Source organism: Nitratireductor sp. L15S-10, from assembly GCF_045011005.1.
Lineage (GTDB): Bacteria > Pseudomonadota > Alphaproteobacteria > Rhizobiales > Rhizobiaceae > Nitratireductor.
The window spans coordinates 1,716,450-1,742,897 of sequence record NZ_CP120674.1; the positions used below are offsets into that span (position 1 = coordinate 1,716,450).

Genomic DNA, 26,448 nt, shown 5'->3' on the forward strand with positions numbered 1-26,448 from the left:
GCGTGTCCCTCAATGCAGTTTGGGTGTCGGGCCGTGACCCGTTTCGTCGATCACCGCGCCGCGCTCGAAGCGGCTGAGCGTGAATGGCGCGTTGATGGCGTGGGGTTCGTCCCTGGCGATGGTCCATGCAAAGGAATAGCCGGAAGCGGGTGTCGCCTTGAACCCGCCATAACACCAGCCGCAATTGAGATAGAGACCGGGCAGGGGACCCTTGGTGATGATGGGGGACCCGTCCATCGACATGTCCATTACACCACCCCAGGAGCGTAGGAGCCTCAGCCGTGCCACCGATGGGAACATGGCGCAAATTTCGCTCATCACATCTTCGACCGTGGGCAGGTTTCCACGCTGGGCATAGGAATTGTAGAAATCGAGGCTGCCGCCGAAAACCAGCCCACCCTTGTCGGATTGCGACATGTAGAGATGACCGGCACCGAAGGTCACAACGCAGTCCACAAAGGGCTTGATGGCCTCGGAAACGAAGGCCTGAAGGACATGGCTTTCAATGGGCAGGCGCTCGATGCCAGCACGCTGCAGCACCTGGCTGGTGCTGCCGGCAACGGCCAGCGCCACCTTCTTTGCACGGATGTCGCCTCTTGCGGTGGAAACGCCAGTGATCTGATCGCCCTCGCGGAGGAAGCCCGTCACCTCGCAGTTCTCGATCAGGTCGACGCCGCGCCGGTCGGCAGCCCGCGCATAGCCCCACGCAACCGCATCATGGCGTGCGGTGCCCGCGCGCGGCTGCAAAAGCCCCCCGACGACCGGAAAGCGCGCCGACTTTGACGTGTCGAGGCCCGGTACCTTGCGTGCGATCTGCTGCGGGGTCAGCCATTCGGCATCGACGCCGCCATGGCGCATGGCATTGCCACGGCGAATGAAGGCGTCGGCCTGGCCCGGGCTGTGGGCGAGGTTCAGAACACCGCGCTGGGAGAACATCACGTTGTAGTTGAGCTCATGGGAGAGGTTTTCCCAGAGTTTCATCGAGAACTCGTAGAAACGGACGGATTCTGGTAAAAGATAGTTGGAGCGCACAATGGTGGTGTTGCGGCCTATATTGCCGGAGCCGAGCCAGCCCTTCTCCAGAACGGCGACGTTGGTGATGCCGTGTTCGGCCGCCAGATAATAGGCGGTTGCCAGACCATGGCCGCCGCCACCGATGATGATGACATCGTAGCTAGGCTTGGGATCGGGCTTGCGCCAGGCCGGCTTCCAATCACGATTGCCGGAAAAGGCATTCTTAAAAAGCGAAAGAGCTGAATATTCCGCCATGCGCCGCCATTCTTTTTGCCAGAACCCAGACTAAAGCTATAGGACACCCGGGACGCCGGAGGCAAATAATGCGCCATGGCTTTTTACAGACCCGACCCCGGCACGGCGATACGCTTGCTGCGCAGGCATGGCTCAGGCAATGTCCTTTGACTGAAGCCTATCTCCGATTGCATGTGATTCTGTGAGAAGACTGCTAGACATGTTGCTGAAATTTCGCGCCTTGCCGGTTTTCCTGTGTCTCGTTTTCCAGTTGGCCATCCTAGCGCCGGCGGTGGCTCAGGGGCCGGAAAGCTTCCTGCAGACGCAACGCGAGAAACTGTCAGAAATCGAATCCACCGTCGTCAGCCTGGAAAGCGAGATTGACGATCAGGCCACAGACGATGGTGAACTCGTCTCGGTCCGTGTTGAGCTGGAGAAGCTAGCGCGGGAGGTTTTCGACGCAAGCCTGGCATTTCGTCCGAGACTTTCGGAGATCAACACCCGCCTCGAACAATTGGGCGAACCGCGCAAGGAGGGTGAACCGGCCGAGCCGGAGGAGGTGACGCGGGAACGTACCCGCCTGCTCGACGAGAAGGCGAGTTTCAATGTGCTGATCGGCGATGCCGAAAGACTTTCAGTTCGCATCAACACTGTCGTCGACGGCATCGCCGAACTTCGGCGTGATCTCTTCACGCGGACGCTTTCCCGCCGCTACGACGTTACCGCCGCCTTGAGTGCGGATGTCGCCGGGGAGTTTACACAGGAGGTCGGGCGCGTTTATCAGCGGGTCTCCGCCTGGCTGACCTTCGTTTTCAAATACCGCCTCAAATCCCTCCTGCTCGCCACAGCGCTGGCGACGATCGCCGCCCTTACCCTGCTTTTCGGGGGGCGGCGGCTTTTCGGCGATTTCATGGAGCCTGACCCTGCCGAGACAGAGCCTACCTATCTCAGCCGCCTTTCGCAGGCGCTCTTCTCCACCTTGATACCGTCGCTGTCGATTGGCGTTTTTCTGGCTTCGACCTACTACTTCCTTGACTATTTCAGCCTTCTGCGCAGCGATATTCAACCACTTCTCTGGTCGCTTTTTTCCGTCGTTATCCTGGTTTATTTCGTCTACCGTCTGGCGCGCGCCATTCTTGCGCCCAGGCGGCCCAACTGGCGGCTTTTGCCGGTGCGGTCACAGGCGGCTCAATGGCTGCTTGTTCTGGCCGTGGTCACCGCAATCGCGACCGGGTTTGATTATTTCATGGACCAGGTCTATTTGCTGTTCGGCTCTCAGCTCTCGCTGACGGTGGCCACCAGTCTTGTGGCCACCGTTATCGTAGGTCTGCTCATCATGGCGATTGGCGGTGTCAGCCCTCTGGATGACGACGAGGGTAATCCGAAACCCTGGCCGCTCAAGTTCCGCTATCTCCTGTTTGCTCTCGGTGCCGCAATCATTATCGCGGCGATGCTTGGCTATATCGGCTTCGCACGGTTCCTTTCCCAGCAGGCGGTGGTCACGGGCGCGATCATCGCCACGATGTATATCGGTTTCCTGACAGCGGGGGCGATTACGTCGGAGGGCGCGTTCGCCAATTCCTGGCTGGCACGGCGGCTGGAGCGTTACACGGCTTTCGATGAAACCGCGCTCGACCAGCTCGGCCTCGTCACCGGCATGCTGATCAACATGATCGTGGTCCTGATCGGCGTGCCGCTCATCCTTCTGCAGTGGGGGTTCCGCTGGGCCGATCTGACGGCGTGGAGCTATCGGATCGCCGGCAAGATTCAGGTCGGTTCCCTCTCGTTCTCCATCGTGGGCATCCTCACCGGCATTCTTGTCTTCGTGATCGGCTATTTCCTCACGCGCTGGTTTCAGAGCTGGCTCGACGGGAAGGTGATGGCCCGCAGCCGCATGGATTCCGGCGTGCGCAATTCCATTCGCACCGGTATTGGCTATGTCGGGCTGGTGATAGCGGCGCTGATCGGTATCTCGGCGGCCGGCATCAATCTGTCCAATCTCGCCCTCGTCGCGGGTGCGCTTTCTCTCGGGATTGGCTTCGGCCTTCAGAATATCGTCTCGAACTTCGTCTCGGGTCTGATCCTGCTCGCCGAGCGTCCGTTCAAGGCGGGTGACTGGATCGTCGCGGGCGGCGTGTCCGGCACGGTGAAGAAAATTTCCGTGCGCGCAACGGAGATCGAAACGTTCCAGCGCCAGTCGGTGATCCTGCCGAATTCCGAACTGATCAACGCGGCCGTCGGCAACTGGACCCACCGCAACAAGCTTGGACGGATGGAGATACCCATCGGTGTCGCCTATGGATCCGATGTGCGACGCGTGCACGAAATTCTTCTGGAAATCGCCAGGTCACATCCGCTTGTTCTCAAGAACCCGGAACCATTCGTACTGTTTGCCGGCTTTGGCGACTCTTCTCTCGATTTCGAAATACGTGTCTATCTTTCGGACATCCTCATGCAACTCAACGTGCAGAACGATATCCGTTTTGCCATCGTCGATGCATTTGAGGCGGAGGGGATCGAAATTCCGTTTCCGCAACGCGATATCCACGTGCGCTCCGGGCTGTTCGGGCAACAGGAACCGGATAAGACGCCGAACGATGAAGAGCCGGCGGAGGACACTATGGAAGAGCAGGATGATTTGCCGGCAGGCAAACGCCGGCGCCGGCGCAAAGTCGATCCGGAATAGTGGCAAGGGCTGAAAGCGCCGTTCAGTTGCCGTTCAGGTTGAAATCTCTATAAACGAGGCCAAAGGGCTGTATGGCCCGCTGTTACAGGGGTGGTGAAGCACCGATGAAGACCATGAAGACATTTGTACTGGCAACCGCCACGTTAATTTTCGCAGGCGGTTCGGCCTTTGCGGCCAGTGTGGTCAACCGCGACAGCGAACCACAGACCATTCTGGTGACTGAAGGCGGCTCGCAATCCGAGATCGTGGTGGGTGCAGGCGAAACCATCGAATTCTGCGCGGCCGGCTGTTTTGTAACCATGCCCAATGGCGATCGCGAGGTGCTGACTGGTTCCGAAACGGTCGAGATTTCCGAGGGCCGTGGACGCGTGCGCTGACTGCATCATCTGCAGGGCGTCGAACGCCCTGGTCAATAAACTCCGGCAAACTCCGGCAAACTCCGGCAGGCCCTGCCGGAGTTTTTTTATGCCCGCATCCGGCTTTTGCAACGTGCCCTTAGGGAAGCCTTAAGCCTGTTTTCGAATTCTGCTTTTGTATTTGCCCGCGTCATCGATGGTTTCAGACTTTGGAAGCTCCTTTGGCGTAAGGCCGTTTGAAGAACGGTCATCTCGTCGGGGGCTTTTATGGACGCGCGATCTGAACGCAACGCAGTGCCTTTGGCTGTCGATCTCGACGGCACGCTGATTGCGACCGATCTTCTGTGGGAGAGCCTTTTTCTTCTCCTGCGCCGGAAACCGCTGTGTCTGTTTCTCCTTCCGCTTTGGCTGCTGGGCGGCAAAGCGCGCCTCAAATGCGAAATCGCCGCGCGTGTAGAGCTGGACGCGCCAGGGCTGCCGTATCGTCAGGATCTGCTCGCGCAGCTACGCAAAGACAAGGCAGACGGGCGACACATTGTTCTGGCAACGGCTTCACCGAAGAAATTCGCGGATGCGATCGCAGAGCACCTCGGGATCTTTGACGAAGTCATCTCCACCGAACCCGGGTGCAACATGGCGTCAGGCATGAAGCGTGATGCGCTGGTCAAGGCATTTGGCGACGGCGGGTTCGACTATGCGGGCAATAGCCGGGCCGATGTTGCTGTCTTCGATGCCGCGCGCAGTGCCGTTGTGGTTGCCCCTGATCGTGCGGCCGCGCGCTGGCATGCGGCCAATGGTGGCGAGTTGCTGGCAGCACCCCGGCCAACGTTCAGGACCTACGTGAAAATGCTCCGGGTCCATCAATGGCTGAAGAACAGTCTGATTTTCGTGCCGTTGATCCTCAGCCACGAATATTTCAATGTTCCTTTGCTCGTCCTCTGTGTCCTGGCCTTCATCTCGTTCAGCACGGCGGCCTCGGCAATCTACATCCTGAACGACTTTTTCGATCTCGGACTTGATCGCCGGCATCCCACCAAGCGGAACAGGCCTTTTGCAAGCGGCGTGCTTTCGATTCCTTTCGGGTTTGCCTCGATGCTCGCGCTGCTGGCGATCAGTGGCGCAACGGCGCTTCTCCTGCCGCCGCTTTTCGGCCTCGTGCTCGTTGCCTATCTGGTTGCGACCACTGCATATTCCCTTTCCATCAAGCGGATGTTGCTGATTGACGTGTTGACCCTGGCGGGCCTTTACACGGTGCGCATTCTTGCCGGCAGCGCGGCGACCATGATTGGTGTCTCATTCTGGCTTCTGGCTTTCTCCGTGTTCTTCTTTCTCTCGCTTGCGCTGGTCAAGCGGTATGTTGAGCTCCGTTCCACGGAGCTCCCGGCCGGCGAGCGCATTGCGGGGAGAGGGTATCGCGCAGAGGATCAGGAAGTGATTGCGCAGGCGGGTATGGCCTCCGCTTTTTCCTCGGCGATGGTTCTGGCGCTCTATATTCAAAGCAGCGCTGTGCGTGATCTCTACCAGATGCCGTGGCTGATCTGGCCGCTTTGCCCAATCGTCCTCTACATCACGATCCGCATGTGGATTCTGGCGCGGCGCGACGAAATGCACGACGATCCCATCGTCTTCATCATCAGTGACTGGCGCAGCCAGCTCTTTGGTTTGCTCGGTGCGCTTCTCCTGTTCACGGCGGGGCTCTGAGGCATGGCTGAATTCGGGGCATTCGGACTGGTTCGAAAAGGCGCAGCTCAGGCGATCGGCGCTGAAGACGCGATCGAGCGGCTGCGAGCGGGCCGGGGACTGCCGGAGACAGTTCTGCCCTATGGCAATGGGCGCTCCTACGGTGACACATGCCTGAACGATGCCGGCGCGCTGATCGACATGCGCTCCATGAAGCGCATTCTCTCATTTGATGCAGAGAGCGGGATTCTGACGGCTGAGGCCGGGCTCATGCTGTCGGATCTCATTGCTCATGTCGGTCCAAAAGGCTGGTTTCCCGCCGTGGTGCCGGGCACACAGTTCGTCACCCTGGGCGGCGCGATTGCCAATGACGTTCATGGCAAGAACCATCATCGGCGCGGCACGTTCGGATGCCATGTGGTCTCGTTCACGCTGCTGCGCTCGGATGGCGAGACGCGGCATTGCAGCGCGCAGGAGAATGTGGAGCTCTTTCGCGCAACGATTGGCGGCATGGGGCTGACCGGCGTCATCCTCGAGGCGACAATCCGGCTGATGAGGGTCGCTTCCGTCGATGTGAACGAGCATGTGCGCGGCTTTTCGGGGCTCGGCGAGTATTTTGACCTTGCCGAAGAGGCTGATGCAAACAACGAATATGCCGTGGCCTGGCTCGATCAACTGGCTTCAGGCGTGAACGCGGGCAGGGGCTTCCTGCTAACGGCAAACCATGCGGAGGATGGCGAGGTCTATGCTTCGCCTTCCAAACGCCGTCTTGCAGTTCCATTCCGGCCGCCGCTGAACCTCCTGAACCGCTGGTCACTCACCCTGTTCAACCGCGCGTTCGCATGGAGGAAGGCAAGGGCGGAGGGCGTCCGGCGTTCTTCATATCAAAGCTATTTCTTTCCGCTTGATGCCGTGCGTCACTGGAACCGGCTTTATGGTCCGCGCGGTCTCTTGCAACATCAAAGCGTGGTGCCGTTCGAGGCCGCGCGCGAGACAATCCCGGCCATGCTGGCGGCGGCGCGCGAGGCCGGGCAGGCTTCGTTTCTCACCGTGCTCAAGCGTTTCGGCGATGTTGCTTCGCCAGGCGTTCTTTCGTTTCCAAGGCCGGGCTATACGCTGACGCTCGACTTCTCCAATGCCGGCTCGGCCACATACGCCCTGTTCGAGCAGCTCGATCGCATGACCGTCGAGGCGGGCGGAGCGGTCAACCCCTACAAGGATGCGCGTATGGGAGCGGCCCTGTTCGAGGCTTCTTTTGCGCATTGGCGTGAGCTCGAGGTTATGCGCGATCCAGCGTTTCTTTCCGACTTCTGGCGGCGCACGGCGCTGCAATTGCCGGCGCATGCAGATCGGGGGCGTCATGCCGCTGAATGAATGGCCAGCTCCGGCCAGGCACCGGAAACTCACGCAATGGATGCAATTTTTCTCCGGCGCTTCACGCTTTGTTTGCAAGCGGGCGCTATGACGGACAGGGGCGGGACACGATGAAATACATACCCTTCATACTCTTCACGGTGATGACCAACGCGGCAGCGCAGCTCATGCTGAAACACGGCATGATGACGCTCGGCGATTTGAGCTTTGCCGGTACCAACCCGGTCCTGAAGATCCTTCAGATCGTCTTCAGCCCATGGATATTTGCGGGCCTGTGCGTCTTCGTTATTTCCATGGCCTCGCACCTCTATGTGCTTTCCAAGGTCGAGCTGTCCTTCGCCTATCCGTTTCTGAGCCTTGCCTATGTGGCGGTGGCGGTGTTCGCCTACTTCCTCTTCAAGGAAGACCTGAATGCCTACCGCATCGCCGGCATCGCGCTGATCTGCGTCGGCACCGTGCTGATCGCGCAGAGCGGCCGCGAAATGCCTGAAGAACAGGCGGCGCTCGCAAAAGACAAACTTCAGTCCGAAAGGTCGATGATCCAATGAGACATATCATTTTTGGCGGTGACGGCTTCGTCGGCCGGCACCTGGCCCCCAAGCTCGTGGCCGATGGCGAAGAGGTCATCGTTGCCGACATTGTGAAGAGCGACCTGCCGCACTACCGCACGGTGGAGTTTGTCCATTGCGATGTGACCGACCCTTCGGCGATCAAGGCGGTGGGTATGAAGGCCGGCGACATGGTCTACAATCTTTCGGCCAAGATGCTTTCGCCAATCCAGGTGCGCGCCAAGCGGCATGATTTTTTCTATCCGGTGAATTATCACGGCACGGTCAACATCATCGAGGCGATGGACAAGGCGGGGGCCAAAAACCTCGTCCACTTCACAACCGACATGATCTACGGCCACACCGTGACCTATCCGATGACCGAGGATCACCCGGTTTCGCCGCTCGGCGAATACGGCCAGTCCAAGCTCGACACCGAAGTGCTGGCGGCAGAATGGCGCAAGCGCGGTATGAACATCTCGCTGTTCCGCCCGCGCCTCATCATCGGGCCGGGACGTCTGGGCATTCTGGAAAAGCTCTTCAAGCTGGTTGACATGAACCTGCCGGTGCCGATGATCGGTGCAGGCAAGAACCCCTACCAGTTCATCTCCGTGTTCGACTGCGCGGAAGCCGCGCGCCTTGCGTGGAAGGCAGGCGTGCCGAACGAGGCCTATAATCTCGGCTCGCTCAACCCGCCGCCGGTGCGCAAGCTGCTTGGCGATCTCGTCAAGCATGCGGGCTCGAAATCCCTGCTTCTGCCCACGCCGGGCTGGGCCGTGAAGCGCACTCTGGATCTTCTGGACTGGATGAACATGCCGCTGATGGATCCCGAACAATATCTGATCGCCGACGAGATGTGCGTGCTCGACGTTTCCAAGGGCGAGCGCGATCTCGGCTGGGTGCCGCAATATAATGACGGCGACATGCTGATCGCCGCCTATGATGAATATCGTGCCAAGAAATCCGGGCAGGCCGTTGGCGCCAGCCAGGTTCCGGCCGAATAGGAGGTCGCCATGACCGTCGTGACAAAGACTGAGACGAAAGGGGCAAGGCCCGTGATGGATGCACCCGAACTCGCGCCCAGGACAATCGTGAAGCCCGACCTCCTGACGGTGGACGATGCCAAGGGATTGAGCGTTGAGCGGATGACCGATCTGTTCAAGGCGCATCTGAACCCCGGCCAGCTTCATTTCATGAAGCTGCTGGGCTTCCACAAGATCAAGATCGAGAGCGCGGAGGGGATGTATTATATCGACCAAAACGGTCGAAAGATCCTCGACTTCTTCGGCGGTTTCGGTTCGCTGGCCTTCGGCCACAATCATCCGCGTATTCTCGAGGCGCGCAAGAAATTCCAGGATGAGAAGCGCCACGAGATCGCCATCGCCTTCATGTCGCAGTATGCGACGGCTCTGGCCGCCAATCTGGCCGCCTGCTCGCCGGGCGAACTCGACATGGTTTTCCTCGGTTCTTCCGGCTCAGAGGCGATGGAATCTGCCATCAAGCTTGCTGAACGCGCTGCCGGTCCCAAGCGGCCGAAGGTCGTTTATGCGGAGAATTCGTTCCACGGCAAGACAAAGGGCGTTCTCACCATTACCGATGGCAATCTCTACCGCGCCGAGTTTCGCCTGACGGACAATACGGTGCGTGTGCCCTTCGGCGATATCGACGCCATCGAGACGGCTTTCCGTACCGATCCCGAGATCGGCTCGATCGTTCTTGAAACCGTGCAGGGCGGCGGCGGCATCAACGAGGCGCCGCGTGAATTCTGGCAGAAGCTGCGCCAGCTCTGCGACCAGTATGGCGTCATCTGGGTGGCAGACGAGGTTCAGTGCGGCTATGGGCGCACGGGTCGATTCTACGCGTTCGAGCATTATGACGTGGTGCCGGACATCACGGCACTCGCCAAGTCGCTGGGTGCCGGCAAGGCTGCCATGGCCGCGATGATCGCCAGGCGCGAGATCTACATGAAGGCCTATGGCACCCCGAAGACCGCCATGATCCACGCCATGGCGACGTTTGGCGGCATCGGCGAAGCCTGTGCCACGGCCATCGAGGGTACCAATGTGCTTTATGACGAAGCGCTGATGGAGAATGCCGAAAGCACGGGCGCCTATCTGGTGGCGCGGCTCAACGCGCTGAAGGACAAATATCCGCGCATCATCAAAGACATTCGCGGCCGTGGCTGCATGGTCGGACTCGAATTCCACGATTTCTCACAGACGCTCCCGGCGGTTCTGCGCCCGGTGGTCGGCATGCTGGATGACAAGCTCAAGGGCTCGCTTTCGGGCTTTGTGGGCGCGCTGCTCCTGCGGGATTATGATGTGCTGGTGGCCTTCACCGAATACAACCGCAATGTCATTCGTCTGCTGCCGCCGCTGATCATGCAGCCCCAGCATGTGGACAAGCTGGTGGATTCGCTGGACTCGCTGCTTGGGCGCGGCGTGGTTTCCATCGTGAAGGATTTCGTCAAAAGCCAGGTGAAGTGAGCGCCGGCTTTTGAGAGAATGAGTCCGGATCGCCTTTCAAGGCTCTGAAAAGTTTAAGAATAGCGCCTCTCGCGCGACAACTGGCCGGGCTTGTCCCGGCCTTTTTTTTTGCCTGCGATGGTGCAGGCAGGCGAATGAGGGGCGTGCGCCCGGCTTTGAAAGAGCTGCCGTGCCTATTCGATCCGGTCTGCCATCTCTGGGCTGAGATAGGCGTCGAAGCACTGGTTCAGGGTGATACGCTCGTGCTCCTGCATGGCAGGTGCGTAGATCTTCAGAAGATCCGCATTGGCCGTGGTCAGCGGGCAGGTGGGGTGCAGGATCAGATCCGTCTGGCGGACGGCTTCCAGCGCGTCGGTGTCCGGCGGGGGGACGGCGCGTGTCGGATCGGCGCCGATGGCCACATGCAGGGGCGCCTGACGGTCGAGAAGCCAGGGGAAGGGGTTGACGAAATTGAGGTTGAGGATGGTTTCGAACCTGATGCCCTGTTCGGCTTCCAGTTCACGGATTGCGTCCATGGCCCCGTCAATGGCGAGAAGATGCGCTGCCTGAAAATCGAATTCCGAATAGTACATATAGGCCGGCAGTTCCTGAATGCGAATGAAGTCGGCATAGGTCTCGCGGTGCCGGACGTAAAAATCGAGCATCTTTTCGGAGCGGCGAAGGACCTCGGGGCGCATGTTGACGCGACCCAGCGTTTTCAGATTGCGGTTTGGCAGCTCCACGTTCTTGATCGCGCCGATATATGTGCGGGCCGCGCGCTCCATCGTGTTGACCAATGGCGGGAGTGCTGCGGCAGCGGCAAGGGCGGCGGCGGCGAGAAAGGCCGGGCCGCGCGCCGTTTCGGTCTGCCAGAGCCGGGTGAGGGCGGGCAGAACTGCGGGCCATATGAAGATGAGCGCCTGGCTTCCTGTGTTCTGGGTCTCGAAGAAAATGCCGGCGATGAGCACCGCCACGATCCAGAACGCTTCATGGTCGATGACGCGAGCAATGCCCGGGAAGCTTCCCGAGCGAAGCTTTTCCAGGAGGTGGGCGCGATCGTGGAAGAGCAGAGCGAGCGCGAGAAGACCTGCCGGAGCGACAATGCCGAATGTGTGGGACGCAGCCTGAAGGAAACGCGGCAGAAGGCTTCCCTCGTTCATCACCACCAGTGCCAGGATATCGGCGAAATAGTTGAGGGTGAAACCGCTCGAGATTTCCAGGATGCCGAGTATGCCAAGGAACAGGACGGCGGAGGTGACAGCGGTTCGCAGCGACAGTCGACCTGCAGCAAAGGCAAAGGCGCAAAGCAAACCGCCTGACACGAAACCGGTGATCTTTGTCAGGAAAAGCCCGGACATGCCGGCCACGATGGAGATGAGCAGGAGACGCTGGTCGCGCAGATAGATGAGAGCCACGATGAGCACGTAGAGAAGCTGGCAGACCTGCCTGTTGTAAATGCCGAACCCGTCCGAACCGGGGAATGAGTAGAACTCCCGTGTGTTGAAAGGCAGGATCGCGAAGACAAGAAATGGCAGGAGCAGCGCTAACGCCGTCGCGCGCGATTTTTGATCCACCTGCCAGAGCGCCACCGCCATCAGCGGGGCGGTGACTACAAAGAGAGACCAGTGGACAAGAAGCAGCGGCTGCGCGCTGGCAAAGAGTTTCACGCCGCCAGCGAACAGATAATAACCGAGCGGCCCTACCGGCGCGAAGAAATCCGTGGCCGGCACCTGACCGGAGAAGAGCCTGTTGGCAGCGTCGAAGTAAATAAAGAGGTCCCAGTACATGGGGCCGATTGGCACATTAACGGGCAGGGCGAGAAACACCATCATGACGAACGCCACCATGGCGAGAACTGACACCGGGCTCGTCAGCCATCCGCGCCGCTTCACCGTTGATGTGTGTTCGACCGCCATTGTCATGTGTGTCCCCGCAAACAAACATCCTGCCGTTGAGGCCGGTTTTACCGGACAGGCGGTGAAAAGAAGTTAATCGACCGGGCAAAACAAGCGTTTTGCTTAATGGCGCGGGCCGTTTCGGCGATGTCGCATTCAGGCAAAGAACGCCGGTCTTCGGCAGACTAGGATCGTTTCGGATCAGGGGCGACATCCTGCCTGCGTGATCGGGCCGGAGCGACGAGGGAGTGGCAGTATGAAAACGCAGGCGCGCGCGGTTGTCATCGGTGGCGGTGTGGTGGGCGTTTCCACGCTCTATCACCTGGCCAAAAAGGGCTGGTCGGATGCGGTTCTGATCGAGCGCAAGGAACTGACATCGGGCTCCACCTGGCATGCCGCCGGCCTGTTGCCACTGTTCAACATGAGTTACTCGGTCGGGCAGATCCACAAATACTCGGTGAAATTCTATCAGGAGCTTCAGGAGGAAACCGGCATGAATGTCGGTTTCACGCGATGCTCCAATATTCGTCTGGCGCGCACGAAGGACCGCTGGGACGAGTATATGTATTATGCCGGCATTGCAGAAACCATCGGCATTCCCGTCAATGTTCTCACGCCCGATCAGGTGAAGGAGATCTGGCCGCTTTGCGAGACGGACGGGCTGCTCGGTGCGATCCAGCATCCCGACGACGGGTATATCCAGCCTGCGGATCTGACGCAGGCGCTGGCAAAGGGCGCGCGCGATCTTGGCGCCACGATTTACCGGCACACCGCGGTGACGGCGATCACACAGGAGGCAGATGGATCGTGGACGGTGACCACCGACAAGGGCGGGATTGCCTGCGAGCATGTTATCTCATGCACCGGCAATTTCGCCCGCAGGACGGGCGCCATGGTCGGGCTCGACGTGCCGGTGATCCCGGTCGAGCATCAGTATATCGTCACCGAGCCGCACCCGGCCATTGTCGCGCGCAGGAAAGCGGGGCTGCCGGAGATGGGCGTCCTGCGCGAGAGCGATTCCTCCTGGTATATGCGTGAGGAGAATGGCGGTCTCCTGCTCGGTCCCTATGAGGTTGGCGCGCCTTGCTGCTATGTGGACGGGCCGACCGATGACAGCGAATACGAGCTGTTTCAGGAGGATCTGGAACGTCTCATGCCTTATGTGGAAACGGCGATTGCGCGTGTTCCGGCCTTTGGCGAGGTGGGGATCAAGAAGATCTACAACGGTGCCATCGCCTATACGCCCGACGGTTCGCCGATCATCGGTCCGGCGCCGGGCCTGAAAAATTTCTGGCTCAACGAGGGGCATTCATTCGGGGTCACGGCAGCTGGTGGTGCCGGCTGGCAGCTTGCCGAATGGATCGTGGAGGGCGAACCGTCAATCGACATGATGGGCGTCGACCCGCGCCGTTTCGGCCCCTATGCCACCGAGGGCTATCTGCGCGAGAAGAACGAGGAGGCCTATGCCAACGTCTTCACCGTGCATTACCCGGATGAGGAGCGCCCGGCCGCGCGGCCGCTGAAAACCACGCCGGCCTATGAGCGGATGAAGCGGCTCGGTGCGGTGTTCGGTTCCGTTTACGGGTGGGAGCGGCCCAACTGGTTTGCGCCGGCAGGCTATGCGGTGCCGGAAAGCGAACTTGGGGTTGGTGCGGACGTGCTTTTGAAGCACAATCACGCGCCGGCGCTTGCGGATGGCCGTGTCGTAGAGAAATGGTCGTTCCGGCGCTCCAACTATTTTGAACATGTCGGTGATGAGGTCAGGAACGTCCACGAGAATGCCGGGCTTCTCGACATGTCGGCCTTCGCCAAGATCGAGGTTTCGGGACCCGGCGCAAGGGCCTGGCTCGACAGTATTTTCGCCAATCGTATCCCGAAGAAACGGGGACGTGTGGCGCTGTGCCATCTGCTCACGAAGAATGGCGGGGTGCGCTCGGAGTTTACCGTTTATGAATGGAAGCCGGGCCGGTTCTATCTGGTGTCCGCCGGCGCCTATGAGACGCATGACCATGATGTTCTTTTCAAGCTTGCTCCCGAGGACGGGTCCGTTGCTCTGCGGCCAATGACGCAGCAATATGGTGTGTTCGTTCTGGCCGGGCCGAAAAGCCGGGACGTGTTGCGCAGGCTCACCCGCGCGGACCTCTCGAACGCGGCGTTCCCCTGGCTTTCGGGGAAGGAGGTCTCCATCGGGCGGGCGAGCGCCCATGCGCTGCGCGTGAATTTTGTCGGTGAGCTTGGCTGGGAGTTGCACCATCCCATCGAGCAGCAGAACCTGATCTTCGATCTTGTCATGGAGGCAGGCACGGAATTCGGCATCAAGCCCTTCGGCATTCGCGCCATGACGGCAATGGCCATCGAAAAGAGTTATCGTCTCATTCCGCGCGAACTCTCCATCGAATACACGGCGTGGGAGAGCGGGCTCGACCGTTTCGTCCATACCGACAAGGGGGATTTCATCGGTCGTGCGGCACTTCTCAAACAGCGCGAGAAAGGCCTCAACTGGAACTACGTCACCCTTGAGGTGGGTGGTGTGGTTGATGCAGACGCACGCGGCAATGAGGCCATCTACAAGGCAGGAGAACTGGTCGGGCGCGCCACCCACGGCAGCTATGGATGGCGGGTGGGCAAAAGCCTGGCGCTCGCCATGGTGCGCCCCGCGCATGCCGCGCCAGGGACTGAGCTGGAAATCAGGATTCTGGGCAAGCTCCATCCGGCAAAGGTGATCGGAGAAAGCCCGTTCGACCCGGAGAATACCGCCTTGCGCGCTGACGGCTAGCGAATTGCAAGTCGTGCTTTGCACTTCTTCTTCAGGGGAGCCAGACGCTGGGCGATTACGCCAAATTGCGGGATTTGTGCGCGAGTGATCATGCGCTACACTGAGCCATGCGCAGGTCAACAAAGGCTCGGCGATTTTATAGAAGCGGCATGATTGCTGCTTTCGCGGGGTTTCTTGGCGCTTTTTTTGCTGACCCACCGCCAGCGACGGCTCAGGAAATCGTTGATGTCCAGCTCGTTCTGGCTGTCGATGTCTCGCTGTCCATGTCGTCAGGCGAACTGGAGATACAGCGCCGCGGTTATGCAGAAGCCCTTGTTCACGACGATGTCGTCAATGCCATTTTAAGCGGGCTGCACGGAAAGATTGCCGTGACCTATTTTGAATGGGCAGGCCACTTTTCCCAGCGGATCATCATACCCTGGACGCGGATTGCCTCTGCCGACGATGCCCGGAGGGTGGCCGACCAATTGTCGGCCAATCCCCCTAGCAGTGCGCGGCGGACTTCCATTTCGGGCGCGCTCGATTTTGCGGGTGATCTGTTGGCTGAAAGCGGGTTCCGGGGGCTGCGCCGTGTGGTGGATGTTTCCGGTGATGGTCCCAACAACCAGGGCGGCCCGGTGGTACCGGCACGCGACCGGCTGGTGGATATGGGCATCACCATCAACGGTCTGCCCCTGATGACCAATGGGGGGCTGACCACCAGTTTCGACGTCAAGGATCTCGATACCTATTATCGAAACTGCGTGATCGGAGGGCCGGGCGCTTTTGTCGTCCCGGTCAATGAGTGGTCACAGTTTCCCGAAGCCATTCGGCGCAAACTGGTACTGGAACTGGCCGACGCGAAAAAGCACGAACCGCAGGTGGTGCTTGCCCAGTTTCACAGTGCCTACGACTGTCTTGTCGGTGAAAAGATGTGGCGGGATCGCTCCTGGATGTGGCGCGACCCCTGACGGCGCTTACAGTCTGGAGGCGATTTCCTCAAGCTGCTCGGCGCATTGGCCCCATCCCTCATGGAAGCCCATCTTCTCGTGGGCTTCGACATCGTCCGCGTTCCAGTGCCGCGCCCTGGCGATGTAGCGTGTTTTGCCTTCGCCTGCATCTTCCAGGGTAAGTATCATGGTCATGAAGGGCTTTTGTGAGGGCTTCCAGGCCTCGGTGAACGCATCGGTCGTTACGATCTTCTCGTTCTCGATCACCTCAAGAAACACGCCGGGATTGGGATACTCGTTGCCATCGGGGTCCCTCATGACGACAAGACTGGAGCCACCCGGGCGGACATCCATCTCCACCTTCGAGATGGTCCAGGGCTTTGGCACGAACCATTGCCTGAGGATCTCCGGCTCGGTCCAGGCACGGAAGATTTTCTCGCGCGGCGCGTCGATGATGCGCGCAAGAACCAGTTCGTTTTCGGCGGACGGTGTGACGTCGATTGTCGTGGTCATTGTGGTGCTTCCCATTGGTTGTCTATGCTGCGAGGACGAATGGCGCGCCTCCGCTCCGACACGAGCGATCCGTTTTTTGGTCAAGCGACGAGAAGCTGCTTGCGGTCAGCGCGTTCCTGCTGGGGGGAGCGGGCGTAGAGTTCGCGGTAGCATTTGGAGAAATGTGAAGCCGAGACGAAGCCGCAGGCGACGGCAACTTCCACCACGGGCAAGGAGGACTGGATCAGGAGGTGGCGGGCCCGGTCGAGCCGGATTTCCAGATAGTAGCGTGCAGGAGAACGTCCCATCTCCTGCCGGAACAGCCGCTCGATCTGGCGGCGCGAGAGGCCGACATTCTCCGCGATCTGTACCAGTGAAAGCGGTTCGGCCAGGTTGGCCTCCATCAATTCGATGATGGTCAGCACCTTGGAGTTCTGAACGCCAAGCCGGGCTCTGAGCGGCAGGCGCTGACGGTCGGAGGGACTACGGACGCGATCCGTCAACAATTGTTCGCAGACACGGTTGATCAGGCTCTCGTCGAAATCCTCGCCGATCAGTTTCAGCATCATGTCCATTGCCGCTGTGCCACCGGCGCAGGTGTAGATATTCGCCTCTGTCTCGAAAAGGTCGGCGAATACGTTGGCGCGGGGGTATCGTTCGGCGAAACCTGGCAGGTTTTCCCAGTGGATCGCGCAACGCCGGTCCGTGAGTAGGCCGGCTCCGGCCAGGACATAGGCCGCCGTGCACAGCCCACCAATGGCGACGCCGCGATTGTACTCCTCACGCAACCAGGCAAATACGGTCTTGTTGTTGTAATCCTCGATGTTGAGGCCGCCGCAGACGATGACCATCGAGGGCCGCTCATGCCCGACCATCTTCTGCCGTTCGGCTGCGAGAGAAGACCCGACGGCCACCTCCACGCCGTTCGATGCTCGTACGGGGGCTCCGTCGCTGCTTGCCAGTCGCCACGTATAGGCTTCATGGCCGGCCATGCGGTTGGCAGTTCGCAAAGGTTCCAGGGCCGCCGAGAAAGCCATCATGGTGAAGTCGGGGATGAGAAAGAAAACGATTGACCGTTTATGATGGTTCTCGCCCGGCATGGTGCCTCCCGATCGCACATGACGCCCGCTTCCCGGGTCAGGTCGCTGTCATCCAAGCGTCATCAGGAAACGGGTTTTCTGTCAATCCGGGAGGTCGCGCTGGGCGCGTTTTACTGGCACTTGCGATTGTTGCCGACGTGCCGCGTGCGTAAACGCTCTTCTCCACCGCGCCGGTGTGGCACTGTGGTCGTTCACCAAGGCCTGAGATGGATCGATCGGTCAGTTGACGAGAAAACCGAACCGAGAAGCGGCGAGTGCGCCGGTCTCACCCGGCATCGTCTTGCCGAACCGCTGACGGGCGAACACCGTGTTCGGGTTCGAGCCTCGTTGACGGCGTATAAAGCGGGCAAAAAGCTTCATTCTGCGCTCCAAAGACACGTTTATCGAAAGACAATCGGCTCTCACCAAGCGCCTTCTCATGCATGATGGAGTGGGGTCGCTCGTTCGATAGCGGTAAGTTATCGCTTGCGGGCCGTCGGGGAGATGGAAAATGCGAAGTGCACGTTAGAAAAAGCGACATCCACGTGGTCTGCAGCGCCAGGTTTGCAAAAAAAAGACCCCGACATGCGGGTCGGGGTCAGCCTGATTTATGATGGGCTGCGCGTAAGCGCGTGGCTTTTGCTCTCATATCAGTGTGAGCACCGGCCAGATGGCCTGGGCTTCTCCGTGGGGTGAGTGCCATATTTCGCGTGATGGGTCATTGCATCGAATTCGATCGCGAAATCGCGCACGGCCTTCAGGGCCTTTGTCAGCAATGTCATTCCACACTCCTCCTTGCCAGGACGTGCCTTCAGAAACGGGATATGCTGCGGTTGTCCTGTCCGTCGGACTGGATGCCAGTATAGTGTGCGGGCCAACCGATATCCTTGCGGATTTCTGCAGGAAGCGTGTCGATCAGACGCTCGGTCCGCCGACGGTTCAAAGCTGTCCGGTAGTGGCGGACATACTGGTTCATGCGTGTGAATACAGACATTGTCCTTCTCCTCTGTCTGGCTGCTTGCCAGACGTCATCGCCTGACAAGGTTGACTATGCCGCAAGGTTGATGTTCAATCAAACACAATCGAATGATCCTTTTGTTCAAATTTATTGAATGGAGAACGGCATGAACGCCCCCCTCAATCATCCGATGCCCTTATTGGAGCTCGACGTTCTGCGCACCTTTGTCGCGATCGCCGAGACCGGCAGCTTCACCGCAGCATCCAACGCGGTTTTCCGGACGCCCTCAGCCGTTTCCATGCAGATCAAGAAGCTCGAGGAAATGTTAGGACGCTCGGTCTTCCAGCGCGATGCGCGATCGGTGTCGCTCACAGCAGATGGTGAGTTATTATTGAACTATGCAAGGAGATTGCTGGCCCTGAACCGGGAAGCGGTTTCCAAGTTCGTCATGCCCGATATCAGCGGCATCGTTCGATTAGGATCGCCAGACGATTATGGCGAGCGCATCTTACCCCGCGTTCTCAAACGCTTTGCAGAAACCCACCCTTCCATTGCCGTTGATGTGGTCATCGACCAGAGCGCGAACCTGCGCAAGCGCATGGCCAACCGGCAGCTCGACCTTACACTTCTCACCTGCACTGAAGGATCTGAAGACAGCAGTGTTCAGATCGTCTTCACCGAACCCATCGTCTGGGCTGGCGCCAAGGGTGGTTGCGCTCATCTGCGTGAACCGCTGCCGCTGTCCCTCTGGGAGGAAGGATGCGCCTGGCGCGCCGGCGCGCTTTCCGCCATGGAAAATGATGGCCGCGATTACCGTATCGCCTACATGAGCGCTCACACGGCCGGCCAGCGGGCTGCGATCCTGTCGGATCTCGCCATCGCCCCGCTGCCCAAATCCTTCCTGCGGGACGATCTCGTGGAACTTGGCCCGAAAGACGGGTTGCCCAAGTTATGCAACTATCACATCGGCATGGTCGTTGCTCCCGATGCCTCGGCGCCTGTGCGGGCTGCGGCCGACCATATTCGCTCGACTTTCGACATTTTCAGCGAATCCGGTCGGTTTTGAACGAAACGCGCGCGGTCGGGGCCTAAACAAGCTGGAGGCCGGTGCAGATGAGTTCGGACAATCGGTTGCAGATCGGCGGTGTATCTCTGTCGAGCCCGGATAAAGTCCTGTTCGAAGAGGTTGGCACGACCAAAAGTGATCTGGCGCGCTACTACGAGCATGCAGGAACGCGCATGCTTCCGCATATCAAAAAGCGCCTTGTCAGTCTCGTGCGTTGCCCGGACGGGCGGGACAATCCCTGCTTCTTCCAACGCCATGGCGCGAAAGGATTTCCCGAAACGGTACGGCGCCTGATGATCGCCGAGAAAAGCGGCGAGAAGGATGAGTATCTTTACATCGACGATATGAGCGGCGTGATCTCTGCGGTGCAGATGAGCACGCTTGAATTCCATATCTGGGGTTCGCGTGTTGACCGTCTTGAGTCCCCCGATCGACTGGTCTTCGACCTGGATCCGGACCAGGAACTCGATTTCAATGCGGTTCGAAGCGCCGCATTTTCGGTGCGTGATCGGCTGGCCGATCTCGGCCTGCGCACGGTGCCTCTTCTGACAGGAGGCAAGGGTATCCATGTCATCGCGCCGCTGGAGCGACGCCGGGAGTGGCCTGATGTCAAGGATTTCGCCAGAGGGTTTGCGAAGCGTCTCTCCGAAGACGAGCCTGAGCGGTTTCTGGCGGAAGCATCGAAAGCCAAGCGGGAGGGGCGGGTCTTTGTCGACTGGCTGCGCAACGAGCGCTCCGCCACGGCCATCGCACCATATTCGACGCGGGCAAAGCCCGGAGCGCCGGTGGCAACGCCTGTCTCCTGGCGCGAGCTTCAGACCATTGCTTCGTCCAATGCGTTCAAGCTGGCCTCTATGGCCGAGCGGTTGACGGCTGCGGATCCCTGGGCGGAAAGCACCGGCTGGCGCCAGTCTATCACCGATAACATGCTGAAAGCCGTGGCCCGGGTGCAGGACCTATCGTAATGGTCCGTGGCGTTTGGCATCCGTTGGCGCGTCTTGCTAATGCTGCCGCCTTCGTGCCGCCCGCTCCTCACGGGAGCGACGGCGAGGACGCGCGTGACCTGTTTCGTCGGTTGTGGCGTCTGACATCAAGCGGGGAGGGAGCTGCACCTGTTCGGCCAGTTTCGGAAACGGGTCGACCTTGTTGGGAAGCGCCATTGCGTGGACGAAATGCTCCTGAAATTTCGGCTCCAGGGCCGTTTCGATTTTTTCGATCCGCCCGACTGTCTCTTCAATTTCGCGGCGGTGATTGCGGTTGAGCAACGCCATGCGTGCACCTGTTCCGGCAGCGTTTCCCACTGCTGAGACCCGCGCGAGATCGCAATCGGGAATGAGACCCAGAACCATGGCGTATTGCGGGTCGATGAAGGAGCCGAAGGCGCCGGCAAAGCGAATCGTGTCGACGGTCTTCACACCCTGCTTTTCCATCAGAAGTCTGATGCCGGCATAGAGCGCGGCCTTGGCAAGCTGGATGGCCCGCACATCATTCTGGGTGACAGTGATGCGCGGTCCGGTTTCGCAAAGCACGTAGGAAAATGTGCGTCCCTCGGCGACGATGCGTGAGCTGCGGTCCGCCAGCGCACCATTCACTACGCCATCTTCGGAAATGATGCCGGCGAGATACATCTCCGCGACCACTTCGATAATGCCCGAGCCGCAGATGCCGGTGACGCCGGTCTGGCCGAGCGAAGCGGGAAAACCCGGTTCGTCCGACCAGAGTTCGCTGCCGATCACGCGGAAACGCGGGGTGAGCGTATGACGGTCGATGCGCACACGTTCGATGGCACCAGGGGCAGCGCGCTGGCCTGAGGAGATTTCCGCACCCTCGAAGGCCGGGCCGGTGGGGGAGGATGCGGCGACCACACGGTTCCTGTTGCCAAGGACGATCTCGGCATTGGTCCCCACATCGACGATCAGCATCATTTCATCCTGCCGATGCGGGCCTTCCGAAAGGGTGACGGCAGCCGCGTCGGCTCCCACATGGCCGGCAATGCAGGGCAGGAGATAGGTTCGTGCGCCCGGATTTAGGTTGAGCTTCAAGTCGTCGCCTTTGAGTCTGACCGCACCGGAAACGGCCAGCGCGAAGGGCGCTCCACCAAGTTCCGTCGGGTCGATGCCCAGAAACAGATGGTGCATGATCGGGTTGGCGACAAAGACGGCGTCCAGAATATCGCTTCGCTCGATGCTGCCATCATCGGCGACCTTCTGCACGAGTTTCGAGATTTCCTGGCGCACGGCGCGGGTCATTGCCTCGCGTCCATCCGGATTCATCATCACGTAGGAGACCCGACTCATAAGGTCTTCGCCAAAGCGGATCTGCGGGTTCGATGCGCCGGCCGAGGCGACGATGCGGCCTGACAGAAGCGACACGAGATGCATGGCGATGGTGGTGGAGCCGATGTCGCAGGCAAGGCCGTAGGCTTCATTCTTCAGGCCTGGCCACAGGGCAATGAGCCGGGCAATGCCGTTATCAGCGCCCTGATGCAGGGCTGCTGTCACAGCCCATGCTCCCTGGCGCAATATCGCCTGCAACTGTGGCAGGAGATGCGCGTCCACCTCGATTCGGTCAAAGCTCCAGTCTCTCTGCAGAGCGGTTTTCAGCCTGTCGAGGTCGCCGAGCGGCCTGTGCATGTCGGGTTCTTCAACCTCGACATAGCAAAGGTGCACGGCCGGGCGCCGCTCGATGACCCGGGTATCCGCATCCTTGCGCACAATCTGCGCATTGATCACGGCGTCCTGCGGCACATCCACCACCAGATCGCCCTCGATGGTGGCGGAGCAGGAAAGGCGGCGGCCCGGCGGCAGCACGCGCTTTTCAGCGTATCGGACTTCCTTGGCGCCGAGCGGGGAGACGTGGTCCGGGGATGAAGAGATCTTGTGCTTGGCGAAATGACCTTCCTGCACCTCTATCTGGCACCGCCCGCAGGTGGCACGTCCGCCGCATACGCTCTCCACATAGACACCGAGCTGCCGCGCGGCGTCGAGCACGGTCGTGCCTCTTGGGAATCGCCCGCGTTTGCCAGACGGCATGAAGAGGACGAGGGGATCGTCATTCATGGCGAGGCCTGTTTGTCAGGCAGGAGATGCCGGCAGGCGCAGGGCGGTTCGTGGACGCAATCAACACTCTCTCACCCCCGTGCTCGACGTGCATCGCGACCGCCGCGCCGCCGCCCGCCGGAGGAAGCGGGGGCTGCAGCGGCCGCTACCGCCTCGCCGGATGCGGCGGGCTGGTGATCGCGATAGGTCATGATCCAGTTCTGACAGTTGGGATCCGTTCCGTTCAGCACATTGGCCGCGCGCACCATTTCCATCTCCTGTGGACGGCAGGGGTTCATGATGGCGCTGGTCATGCCGGCCCCGATCACCATGGGGATGAAGCCCGCATTGATGCCGTGCCGGTGCGGAAGGCCAAAGGAGATGTTTGACAGGCCGCAGGTGGTGTTGACCTTCAATTCCTCGCGCAGGCGGCGCAGGAGACGAAAGACCTGCTGCCCCGCCGTGCCCATGGCACCGATGGGCATGACCAGAGGGTCCACGACGATGTCGTGGGCAGGAATGCCATGGTCGGCGGCGCGCTGGACGATTTTTTTCGCAACCTCGAAGCGTATATCGGGGTCTTCGGAAATCCCGGTTTCGTCATTGGAGATCGCGACCACAGGCACGTCGTACTTCCTGATCAGCGGCAGGATGGCTTCGAGCTTTTCTTCCTCGCCGGTGACCGAATTGACCAGGGGTCTGCCTCTGGCAACCTTCAGCGCTGCCTCAATGGCGGCAGACACCGAGGAATCGATGGAAAGCGGGACATCGACCAAGTCCTGCACGATCTCAAGGGTCTGAACGAGCAGGCCGGGTTCCGTGGCGTTGGGGTCGACTGCCGTGACGCCGGCATTCACGTCGAGCATCGTGGCGCCGGCTGCGACCTGAGCCAGTGCATCGCTTTTGACCGTGTCGAAGTTGCCCACCACCATTTCCGCAGCGAGCTTCCTGCGCCCTGTCGGGTTGATGCGCTCACCGATCACGCAGAATGGCTGGTCGAAGCCGATCACGACTTCGCGGCTCGCAGAGGCGACGATGGTTCGGGTCATTTAACATCCTCCTTAGGGCATGGCGGGCTTCCATGCAGATGATCGTTGATGCCTACGGGTTCTGTCATTCGCCGGACGCCTCGCTTGCATCCTTCACCATGTCGACGGGTGTTTCGCTCGGACTGTCGTGCAGAATGTGATCGAGCCGCTCGGCCACCATCGCATCGTCGAGGCCCGGCTCACGCTGCCATGGTTTGCGGCCTTTCAGGACCCCGGAATCGTGCACGATCTCCGCGACGAATTCCTCTTGCCGGTAGGCCATGACGTGAATGCCGGAAACGCCCGTGATCTCCTTCACCTCGTTGATGATGTCGATGCACAGGCGCTTGCCTTCTTCCTTCTGCTTTTGCGCACCTTCAAGCCGCGCGATCACCGCGTCGGGAATGTGGACGCCTGGAACGTTCGAGCGGATCCAGCGGGCGGTTTTCGCCGAGGCGAGCGGACCGACACCGACCAGAATGAAGCATTTCTCGTCGAGCCCCATATCGCGTACCCGCTTCATGTAGTTCTTCAGCATCGGAACGTCGTAGCAATACTGGCTCTGCACGAACTGCGCCCCGGCAGCGATCTTCTTGGCAAGCCGGTGCGGCCGAAAGTCGAACGGCGGGGCAAACGGGTTGATGGCCGCGCCGAGAAAAACGGCGGGTGGCGTTGTGAGGGTGCGACCGGAAAGAAACTTTTCCTCATCGCGCATGGTCCGCACGGTCTCCAGAAGCGACATGCAGTCGAGGTCGAAAACGGGTTTTGCTCCCGGCTGGTCGCCTGCCTGCACGCCATCGCCCGTCAGGCACATGATATTGCCGACGCCCATGGCGGCGGCTCCCAAAACGTCGCCCTGTATGGCGATGCGGTTCCTGTCGCGACATGCGATCTGCATGATCGTGGCGTAGCCCATGCGGGTGAGCAGTGCGCAGATGCCCATGGAGGACATGTGGCAATTGGCACCGGAGGCATCCACGGCATTGATGCCATCGACCCATCCGTCGAAGATTGCCGCCCGCTCATAGACATCCTGCGCATTGGCGCTGTCGGGTGGGTTTAGTTCTGCCGTCACCGCGAATTCACCACGCCGAAGCACGCGTTCCAGTCGGCCACGCGAAGAATGGCCGGGCAGGGGCTCCAGCGGCAGGTCGACGCCATCCGGGTTTTCGTCGATCTGCGGCGGGCGGGACATCATGCAGCATCGCTCCGTCCGGTTTCCCGAGCGCGCGCCGCTTGTGCCGTGATCCTCAACCAGGCAGAGCTTTCTCTCAAGGACTGATCGACAGGGTGCTGTACGTGGAAAATCGCTTCGCCGCCGCGCATGGCCTGGGCGCCTTCCCATGCCTTCACCCAGACGCATGGCATCTCAGGTTCCACCTCGCAGTTCCCGTTGCTCCGCACCCCCCCGCAGGGGCCGTTGCGCAATTGCTTGGGGCAGTTCATGGGGCATGACATGCCGGTGGATGACAGGATGCACTGGCCGCACATGCGGCAATCGAACATCAATCCCTTCAAATGGCGCTCAACGAATTTCACCGGCGTTTCAGCGCGTGCATAGCCCACGGCGTTCCAGAACGGGTGAAGCAGAAGAAAGAAATGCGAAAAGCGGGCGTAGACCCATTCAAGAAAGCGCGCATGGCGCACCGACCAACGCCGCATGGTGTAGCGTCGCTGGACGCGGCGCTGTGGTGAAACATCGGCTGGTCTGTAGGCGAGATTCTCACGCGCCTTTTTTACCAATGTTGCCTGGGTGATGGACGTTTGCTTTGTGGCGCTATCGATCGGCATGGCCACCTGCCTTGACCAGCGCCAGAAGGCGATCCCTGTCAAAATCACTGTCGATCGCCCGCAGTGCCTGGTCTGCCTCGGTATCCAGATCATCGCTGACGGTGACCGGTTCCCCGCGCCGCCACTCGGCCAGATAGGCATCCGTGTCCCGGGCCCCGACGCGCATGGCGCACATGTCGATGGCCTCGGCAAAGCGCGGGGGCAGTTCGCGTTTGGCAGCCTGACGCCCCTTTCTGACAATCACCTGAGCGGGGATGTCGCGCCAATATACAATGATCAGCTGGGCCATAGGCGCCTGTTCCTTCCTTGATTTTCAGAATTGCCGCATTGCCGCGCGCCCGCTTGCTGCAAGGCGACGCGCGTGCATTCAAATGCGACGTGAAAGGAAAGAGTAGCGGCGGGTTAGTGCATCACCGCACCGGCCATCATGCTGGCACCGACCACCACCCCGGCAATCACCATGAGGGAGAGGACGCCACATGTAATGGCAATACCGAGAAGGACGCCATCGCGCTCGGAAAGGGCGAGCCCGATCAGCGCGCAGGAGAAGGCGGGAAACCAGTTGCCGAGTGGAATAGGGAGTGTCACGGCAATCGACAGGATCAGTGCGGCAAGGCCGATGATCCTGTCGGCGTGATCGCGTGCAAACGGCCAATAGCGGGGCTTGATCAGGCGCTCCAGCCAGATCAGGCGCGGGATGAGCCGTTCGCTCATGTGGCGAAATTTGTCGGCGCCGATCGCCTTGTTTAGCAGGAACCGCGGCAGCCAGACGGTGCGATTGCCCATCACCATCTGCAGGGCGACCAGGACCAGCGGCGGCCCAAGCACGAGGGTGCTGCCGGGGGGGAAGGGCAGGAGGTTGAGGCTGGCAAAAAACACGAGAAGGGTGGCGAAGCTGCGGTCGCCGAGCGCCTGGCGGATTTCGCCGATGGTGACCCTGTCTTCAGCGTGCTTGGCGAGGTCGCGAAAAATGCGCGATAGCCGGCGCGGCGGAAGGTGAGCCGGCGGTGCGCCCGACACCATATCCAAATCCATTCCC

At 60.2% G+C, this 26,448-nt stretch carries 24 protein-coding genes; 11 read left to right on the top strand and 13 right to left on the bottom strand.

What is annotated here, in order from left to right:
- Positions 1–9: 9 nt before the first annotated feature.
- Positions 10–1,269 carry a sarcosine oxidase subunit beta family protein gene (locus tag P2W41_RS08210; protein ID WP_404934817.1) on the bottom strand — a complete coding sequence of 420 codons (1,260 nt, stop codon included), beginning with the start codon at positions 1,267–1,269 and terminating at the stop codon, positions 10–12.
- Positions 1,270–1,468: 199 nt separating this feature from the next.
- Here P2W41_RS08210 and P2W41_RS08215 point away from each other — a divergent pair, with 199 nt between their 5' ends.
- The 7 genes from P2W41_RS08215 (at position 1,469) to P2W41_RS08245 (ending at position 10,378) form a co-directional block, all read left to right on the top strand.
- Positions 1,469–3,934 carry a mechanosensitive ion channel domain-containing protein gene (locus P2W41_RS08215; RefSeq protein ID WP_404934818.1) on the top strand — a complete coding sequence of 822 codons (2,466 nt, stop codon included), beginning with the start codon at positions 1,469–1,471 and terminating at the stop codon, positions 3,932–3,934.
- A 104-nt stretch (positions 3,935–4,038) separates the two neighbouring features.
- The gene (locus P2W41_RS08220; protein ID WP_292896296.1) at positions 4,039–4,311 is read left to right on the top strand and encodes a hypothetical protein; all 273 of its coding nucleotides are present in this window, start codon (positions 4,039–4,041) and stop codon (positions 4,309–4,311) included.
- A 246-nt stretch (positions 4,312–4,557) separates the two neighbouring features.
- Entirely contained in the window at positions 4,558–5,991 is a 1,434-nt protein-coding gene (locus P2W41_RS08225; protein ID WP_404934819.1) for a UbiA family prenyltransferase, read from the top strand.
- A 3-nt stretch (positions 5,992–5,994) separates the two neighbouring features.
- The gene (locus P2W41_RS08230) at positions 5,995–7,344 is read left to right on the top strand and encodes an FAD-dependent oxidoreductase (protein ID WP_404934820.1); all 1,350 of its coding nucleotides are present in this window, start codon (positions 5,995–5,997) and stop codon (positions 7,342–7,344) included.
- A gap of 110 nt (positions 7,345–7,454) precedes the next feature.
- Entirely contained in the window at positions 7,455–7,892 is a 438-nt protein-coding gene (locus P2W41_RS08235; RefSeq protein ID WP_292896290.1) for an EamA family transporter, read from the top strand.
- Entirely contained in the window at positions 7,889–8,896 is a 1,008-nt protein-coding gene (locus P2W41_RS08240) for an NAD-dependent epimerase/dehydratase family protein (protein WP_404934821.1), read from the top strand. The genes P2W41_RS08235 and P2W41_RS08240 overlap by 4 nt, the downstream gene beginning before the upstream one ends.
- A 54-nt stretch (positions 8,897–8,950) precedes the next feature.
- On the top strand, positions 8,951–10,378 hold the full coding sequence (locus P2W41_RS08245) for an aspartate aminotransferase family protein (protein ID WP_404934948.1): 1,428 nt from the start codon (positions 8,951–8,953) through the stop codon (positions 10,376–10,378).
- A gap of 173 nt (positions 10,379–10,551) precedes the next feature.
- Here P2W41_RS08245 and P2W41_RS08250 read toward each other — a convergent pair whose 3' ends face one another.
- Positions 10,552–12,279 carry a hypothetical protein gene (locus P2W41_RS08250; protein ID WP_404934822.1) on the bottom strand — a complete coding sequence of 576 codons (1,728 nt, stop codon included), beginning with the start codon at positions 12,277–12,279 and terminating at the stop codon, positions 10,552–10,554.
- 229 nt (positions 12,280–12,508) lie between these two features.
- Here P2W41_RS08250 and P2W41_RS08255 point away from each other — a divergent pair, with 229 nt between their 5' ends.
- The gene (locus P2W41_RS08255) at positions 12,509–15,028 is read left to right on the top strand and encodes an FAD-dependent oxidoreductase (RefSeq protein ID WP_404934823.1); all 2,520 of its coding nucleotides are present in this window, start codon (positions 12,509–12,511) and stop codon (positions 15,026–15,028) included.
- A gap of 149 nt (positions 15,029–15,177) precedes the next feature.
- The gene (locus P2W41_RS08260) at positions 15,178–15,978 is read left to right on the top strand and encodes a DUF1194 domain-containing protein (RefSeq protein WP_404934824.1); all 801 of its coding nucleotides are present in this window, start codon (positions 15,178–15,180) and stop codon (positions 15,976–15,978) included.
- A 6-nt stretch (positions 15,979–15,984) separates the two neighbouring features.
- Here the strand turns inward: P2W41_RS08260 and P2W41_RS08265 are convergent, their stop codons facing one another.
- The 5 genes from P2W41_RS08265 to P2W41_RS08285 form a co-directional block, all read right to left on the bottom strand.
- Positions 15,985–16,470, bottom strand: a complete 486-nt coding sequence (locus tag P2W41_RS08265; RefSeq protein ID WP_292896280.1) for an SRPBCC family protein — start codon at positions 16,468–16,470, stop codon at positions 15,985–15,987.
- Positions 16,471–16,550: 80 nt separating this feature from the next.
- Positions 16,551–17,549, bottom strand: coding sequence for a GlxA family transcriptional regulator (locus P2W41_RS08270; RefSeq protein WP_292896278.1), 999 nt, complete (start codon positions 17,547–17,549; stop codon positions 16,551–16,553).
- A 219-nt stretch (positions 17,550–17,768) separates the two neighbouring features.
- Positions 17,769–17,909, bottom strand: a complete 141-nt coding sequence (locus P2W41_RS08275) for a hypothetical protein (protein WP_292896276.1) — start codon at positions 17,907–17,909, stop codon at positions 17,769–17,771.
- 269 nt (positions 17,910–18,178) lie between these two features.
- The gene (locus tag P2W41_RS08280) at positions 18,179–18,310 is read right to left on the bottom strand and encodes a hypothetical protein (protein WP_404934825.1); all 132 of its coding nucleotides are present in this window, start codon (positions 18,308–18,310) and stop codon (positions 18,179–18,181) included.
- A 29-nt stretch (positions 18,311–18,339) separates the two neighbouring features.
- Positions 18,340–18,522 (bottom strand): hypothetical protein, encoded by a 183-nt coding sequence (locus tag P2W41_RS08285; protein ID WP_292896274.1) that lies wholly within the window; start codon positions 18,520–18,522, stop codon positions 18,340–18,342.
- 130 nt (positions 18,523–18,652) lie between these two features.
- On the opposite strand from P2W41_RS08285, the gene P2W41_RS08290 reads away from it, so the two are divergent.
- Both P2W41_RS08290 and ligD read left to right on the top strand, forming a co-directional pair.
- Positions 18,653–19,552, top strand: coding sequence for a LysR substrate-binding domain-containing protein (locus P2W41_RS08290; RefSeq protein WP_292896272.1), 900 nt, complete (start codon positions 18,653–18,655; stop codon positions 19,550–19,552).
- Positions 19,553–19,599: 47 nt separating this feature from the next.
- Positions 19,600–20,517, top strand: coding sequence for a non-homologous end-joining DNA ligase (gene ligD, locus P2W41_RS08295; RefSeq protein WP_404934826.1), 918 nt, complete (start codon positions 19,600–19,602; stop codon positions 20,515–20,517).
- A 36-nt stretch (positions 20,518–20,553) separates the two neighbouring features.
- Here ligD and P2W41_RS08300 read toward each other — a convergent pair whose 3' ends face one another.
- The 6 genes from P2W41_RS08300 to P2W41_RS08325 all read right to left on the bottom strand — a co-directional run bounded on the left by P2W41_RS08300 (position 20,554) and on the right by P2W41_RS08325 (position 26,444).
- Positions 20,554–22,611 carry an ASKHA domain-containing protein gene (locus tag P2W41_RS08300; RefSeq protein WP_404934827.1) on the bottom strand — a complete coding sequence of 686 codons (2,058 nt, stop codon included), beginning with the start codon at positions 22,609–22,611 and terminating at the stop codon, positions 20,554–20,556.
- Between the two features lie 71 nt (positions 22,612–22,682).
- Positions 22,683–23,639: a methyltetrahydrofolate cobalamin methyltransferase gene (locus tag P2W41_RS08305; protein WP_404934828.1), complete on the bottom strand. Its 957-nt coding sequence runs from the start codon at positions 23,637–23,639 to the stop codon at positions 22,683–22,685.
- A 64-nt stretch (positions 23,640–23,703) separates the two neighbouring features.
- Positions 23,704–24,816, bottom strand: coding sequence for a methylenetetrahydrofolate reductase (locus tag P2W41_RS08310; RefSeq protein WP_292896264.1), 1,113 nt, complete (start codon positions 24,814–24,816; stop codon positions 23,704–23,706).
- Positions 24,813–25,409, bottom strand: coding sequence for a methylenetetrahydrofolate reductase C-terminal domain-containing protein (locus P2W41_RS08315; protein WP_404934829.1), 597 nt, complete (start codon positions 25,407–25,409; stop codon positions 24,813–24,815). The genes P2W41_RS08310 and P2W41_RS08315 overlap by 4 nt, the downstream gene beginning before the upstream one ends.
- Positions 25,396–25,698, bottom strand: a complete 303-nt coding sequence (locus P2W41_RS08320) for a virulence factor (protein ID WP_404934830.1) — start codon at positions 25,696–25,698, stop codon at positions 25,396–25,398. The genes P2W41_RS08315 and P2W41_RS08320 overlap by 14 nt, the downstream gene beginning before the upstream one ends.
- A gap of 113 nt (positions 25,699–25,811) precedes the next feature.
- Positions 25,812–26,444, bottom strand: a complete 633-nt coding sequence (locus tag P2W41_RS08325) for an exopolysaccharide biosynthesis protein (protein WP_292896258.1) — start codon at positions 26,442–26,444, stop codon at positions 25,812–25,814.
- Positions 26,445–26,448 lie beyond the last annotated feature (4 nt).

What these genes read in the sequence shown, in the direction of transcription:
- P2W41_RS08210 (WP_404934817.1), bottom strand. Translation starts at nt 1,269, where the DNA reads ATGGCGGAATATTCAGCTCTTTCGCTTTTTAAGAATGCCTTTTCCGGC.
- P2W41_RS08215 (WP_404934818.1), top strand. Translation starts at nt 1,469, where the DNA reads ATGTTGCTGAAATTTCGCGCCTTGCCGGTTTTCCTGTGTCTCGTTTTC.
- P2W41_RS08220 (WP_292896296.1), top strand. Translation starts at nt 4,039, where the DNA reads ATGAAGACCATGAAGACATTTGTACTGGCAACCGCCACGTTAATTTTC.
- P2W41_RS08225 (WP_404934819.1), top strand. Translation starts at nt 4,558, where the DNA reads ATGGACGCGCGATCTGAACGCAACGCAGTGCCTTTGGCTGTCGATCTC.
- P2W41_RS08230 (WP_404934820.1), top strand. Translation starts at nt 5,995, where the DNA reads ATGGCTGAATTCGGGGCATTCGGACTGGTTCGAAAAGGCGCAGCTCAG.
- P2W41_RS08235 (WP_292896290.1), top strand. Translation starts at nt 7,455, where the DNA reads ATGAAATACATACCCTTCATACTCTTCACGGTGATGACCAACGCGGCA.
- P2W41_RS08240 (WP_404934821.1), top strand. Translation starts at nt 7,889, where the DNA reads ATGAGACATATCATTTTTGGCGGTGACGGCTTCGTCGGCCGGCACCTG.
- P2W41_RS08245 (WP_404934948.1), top strand. Translation starts at nt 8,951, where the DNA reads ATGGATGCACCCGAACTCGCGCCCAGGACAATCGTGAAGCCCGACCTC.
- P2W41_RS08250 (WP_404934822.1), bottom strand. Translation starts at nt 12,279, where the DNA reads ATGACAATGGCGGTCGAACACACATCAACGGTGAAGCGGCGCGGATGG.
- P2W41_RS08255 (WP_404934823.1), top strand. Translation starts at nt 12,509, where the DNA reads ATGAAAACGCAGGCGCGCGCGGTTGTCATCGGTGGCGGTGTGGTGGGC.
- P2W41_RS08260 (WP_404934824.1), top strand. Translation starts at nt 15,178, where the DNA reads ATGATTGCTGCTTTCGCGGGGTTTCTTGGCGCTTTTTTTGCTGACCCA.
- P2W41_RS08265 (WP_292896280.1), bottom strand. Translation starts at nt 16,470, where the DNA reads ATGACCACGACAATCGACGTCACACCGTCCGCCGAAAACGAACTGGTT.
- P2W41_RS08270 (WP_292896278.1), bottom strand. Translation starts at nt 17,549, where the DNA reads ATGCCGGGCGAGAACCATCATAAACGGTCAATCGTTTTCTTTCTCATC.
- P2W41_RS08275 (WP_292896276.1), bottom strand. Translation starts at nt 17,909, where the DNA reads ATGAAGCTTTTTGCCCGCTTTATACGCCGTCAACGAGGCTCGAACCCG.
- P2W41_RS08280 (WP_404934825.1), bottom strand. Translation starts at nt 18,310, where the DNA reads ATGACATTGCTGACAAAGGCCCTGAAGGCCGTGCGCGATTTCGCGATC.
- P2W41_RS08285 (WP_292896274.1), bottom strand. Translation starts at nt 18,522, where the DNA reads ATGTCTGTATTCACACGCATGAACCAGTATGTCCGCCACTACCGGACA.
- P2W41_RS08290 (WP_292896272.1), top strand. Translation starts at nt 18,653, where the DNA reads ATGAACGCCCCCCTCAATCATCCGATGCCCTTATTGGAGCTCGACGTT.
- ligD (WP_404934826.1), top strand. Translation starts at nt 19,600, where the DNA reads ATGAGTTCGGACAATCGGTTGCAGATCGGCGGTGTATCTCTGTCGAGC.
- P2W41_RS08300 (WP_404934827.1), bottom strand. Translation starts at nt 22,611, where the DNA reads ATGAATGACGATCCCCTCGTCCTCTTCATGCCGTCTGGCAAACGCGGG.
- P2W41_RS08305 (WP_404934828.1), bottom strand. Translation starts at nt 23,639, where the DNA reads ATGACCCGAACCATCGTCGCCTCTGCGAGCCGCGAAGTCGTGATCGGC.
- P2W41_RS08310 (WP_292896264.1), bottom strand. Translation starts at nt 24,816, where the DNA reads ATGATGTCCCGCCCGCCGCAGATCGACGAAAACCCGGATGGCGTCGAC.
- P2W41_RS08315 (WP_404934829.1), bottom strand. Translation starts at nt 25,409, where the DNA reads ATGCCGATCGATAGCGCCACAAAGCAAACGTCCATCACCCAGGCAACA.
- P2W41_RS08320 (WP_404934830.1), bottom strand. Translation starts at nt 25,698, where the DNA reads ATGGCCCAGCTGATCATTGTATATTGGCGCGACATCCCCGCTCAGGTG.
- P2W41_RS08325 (WP_292896258.1), bottom strand. Translation starts at nt 26,444, where the DNA reads ATGGATTTGGATATGGTGTCGGGCGCACCGCCGGCTCACCTTCCGCCG.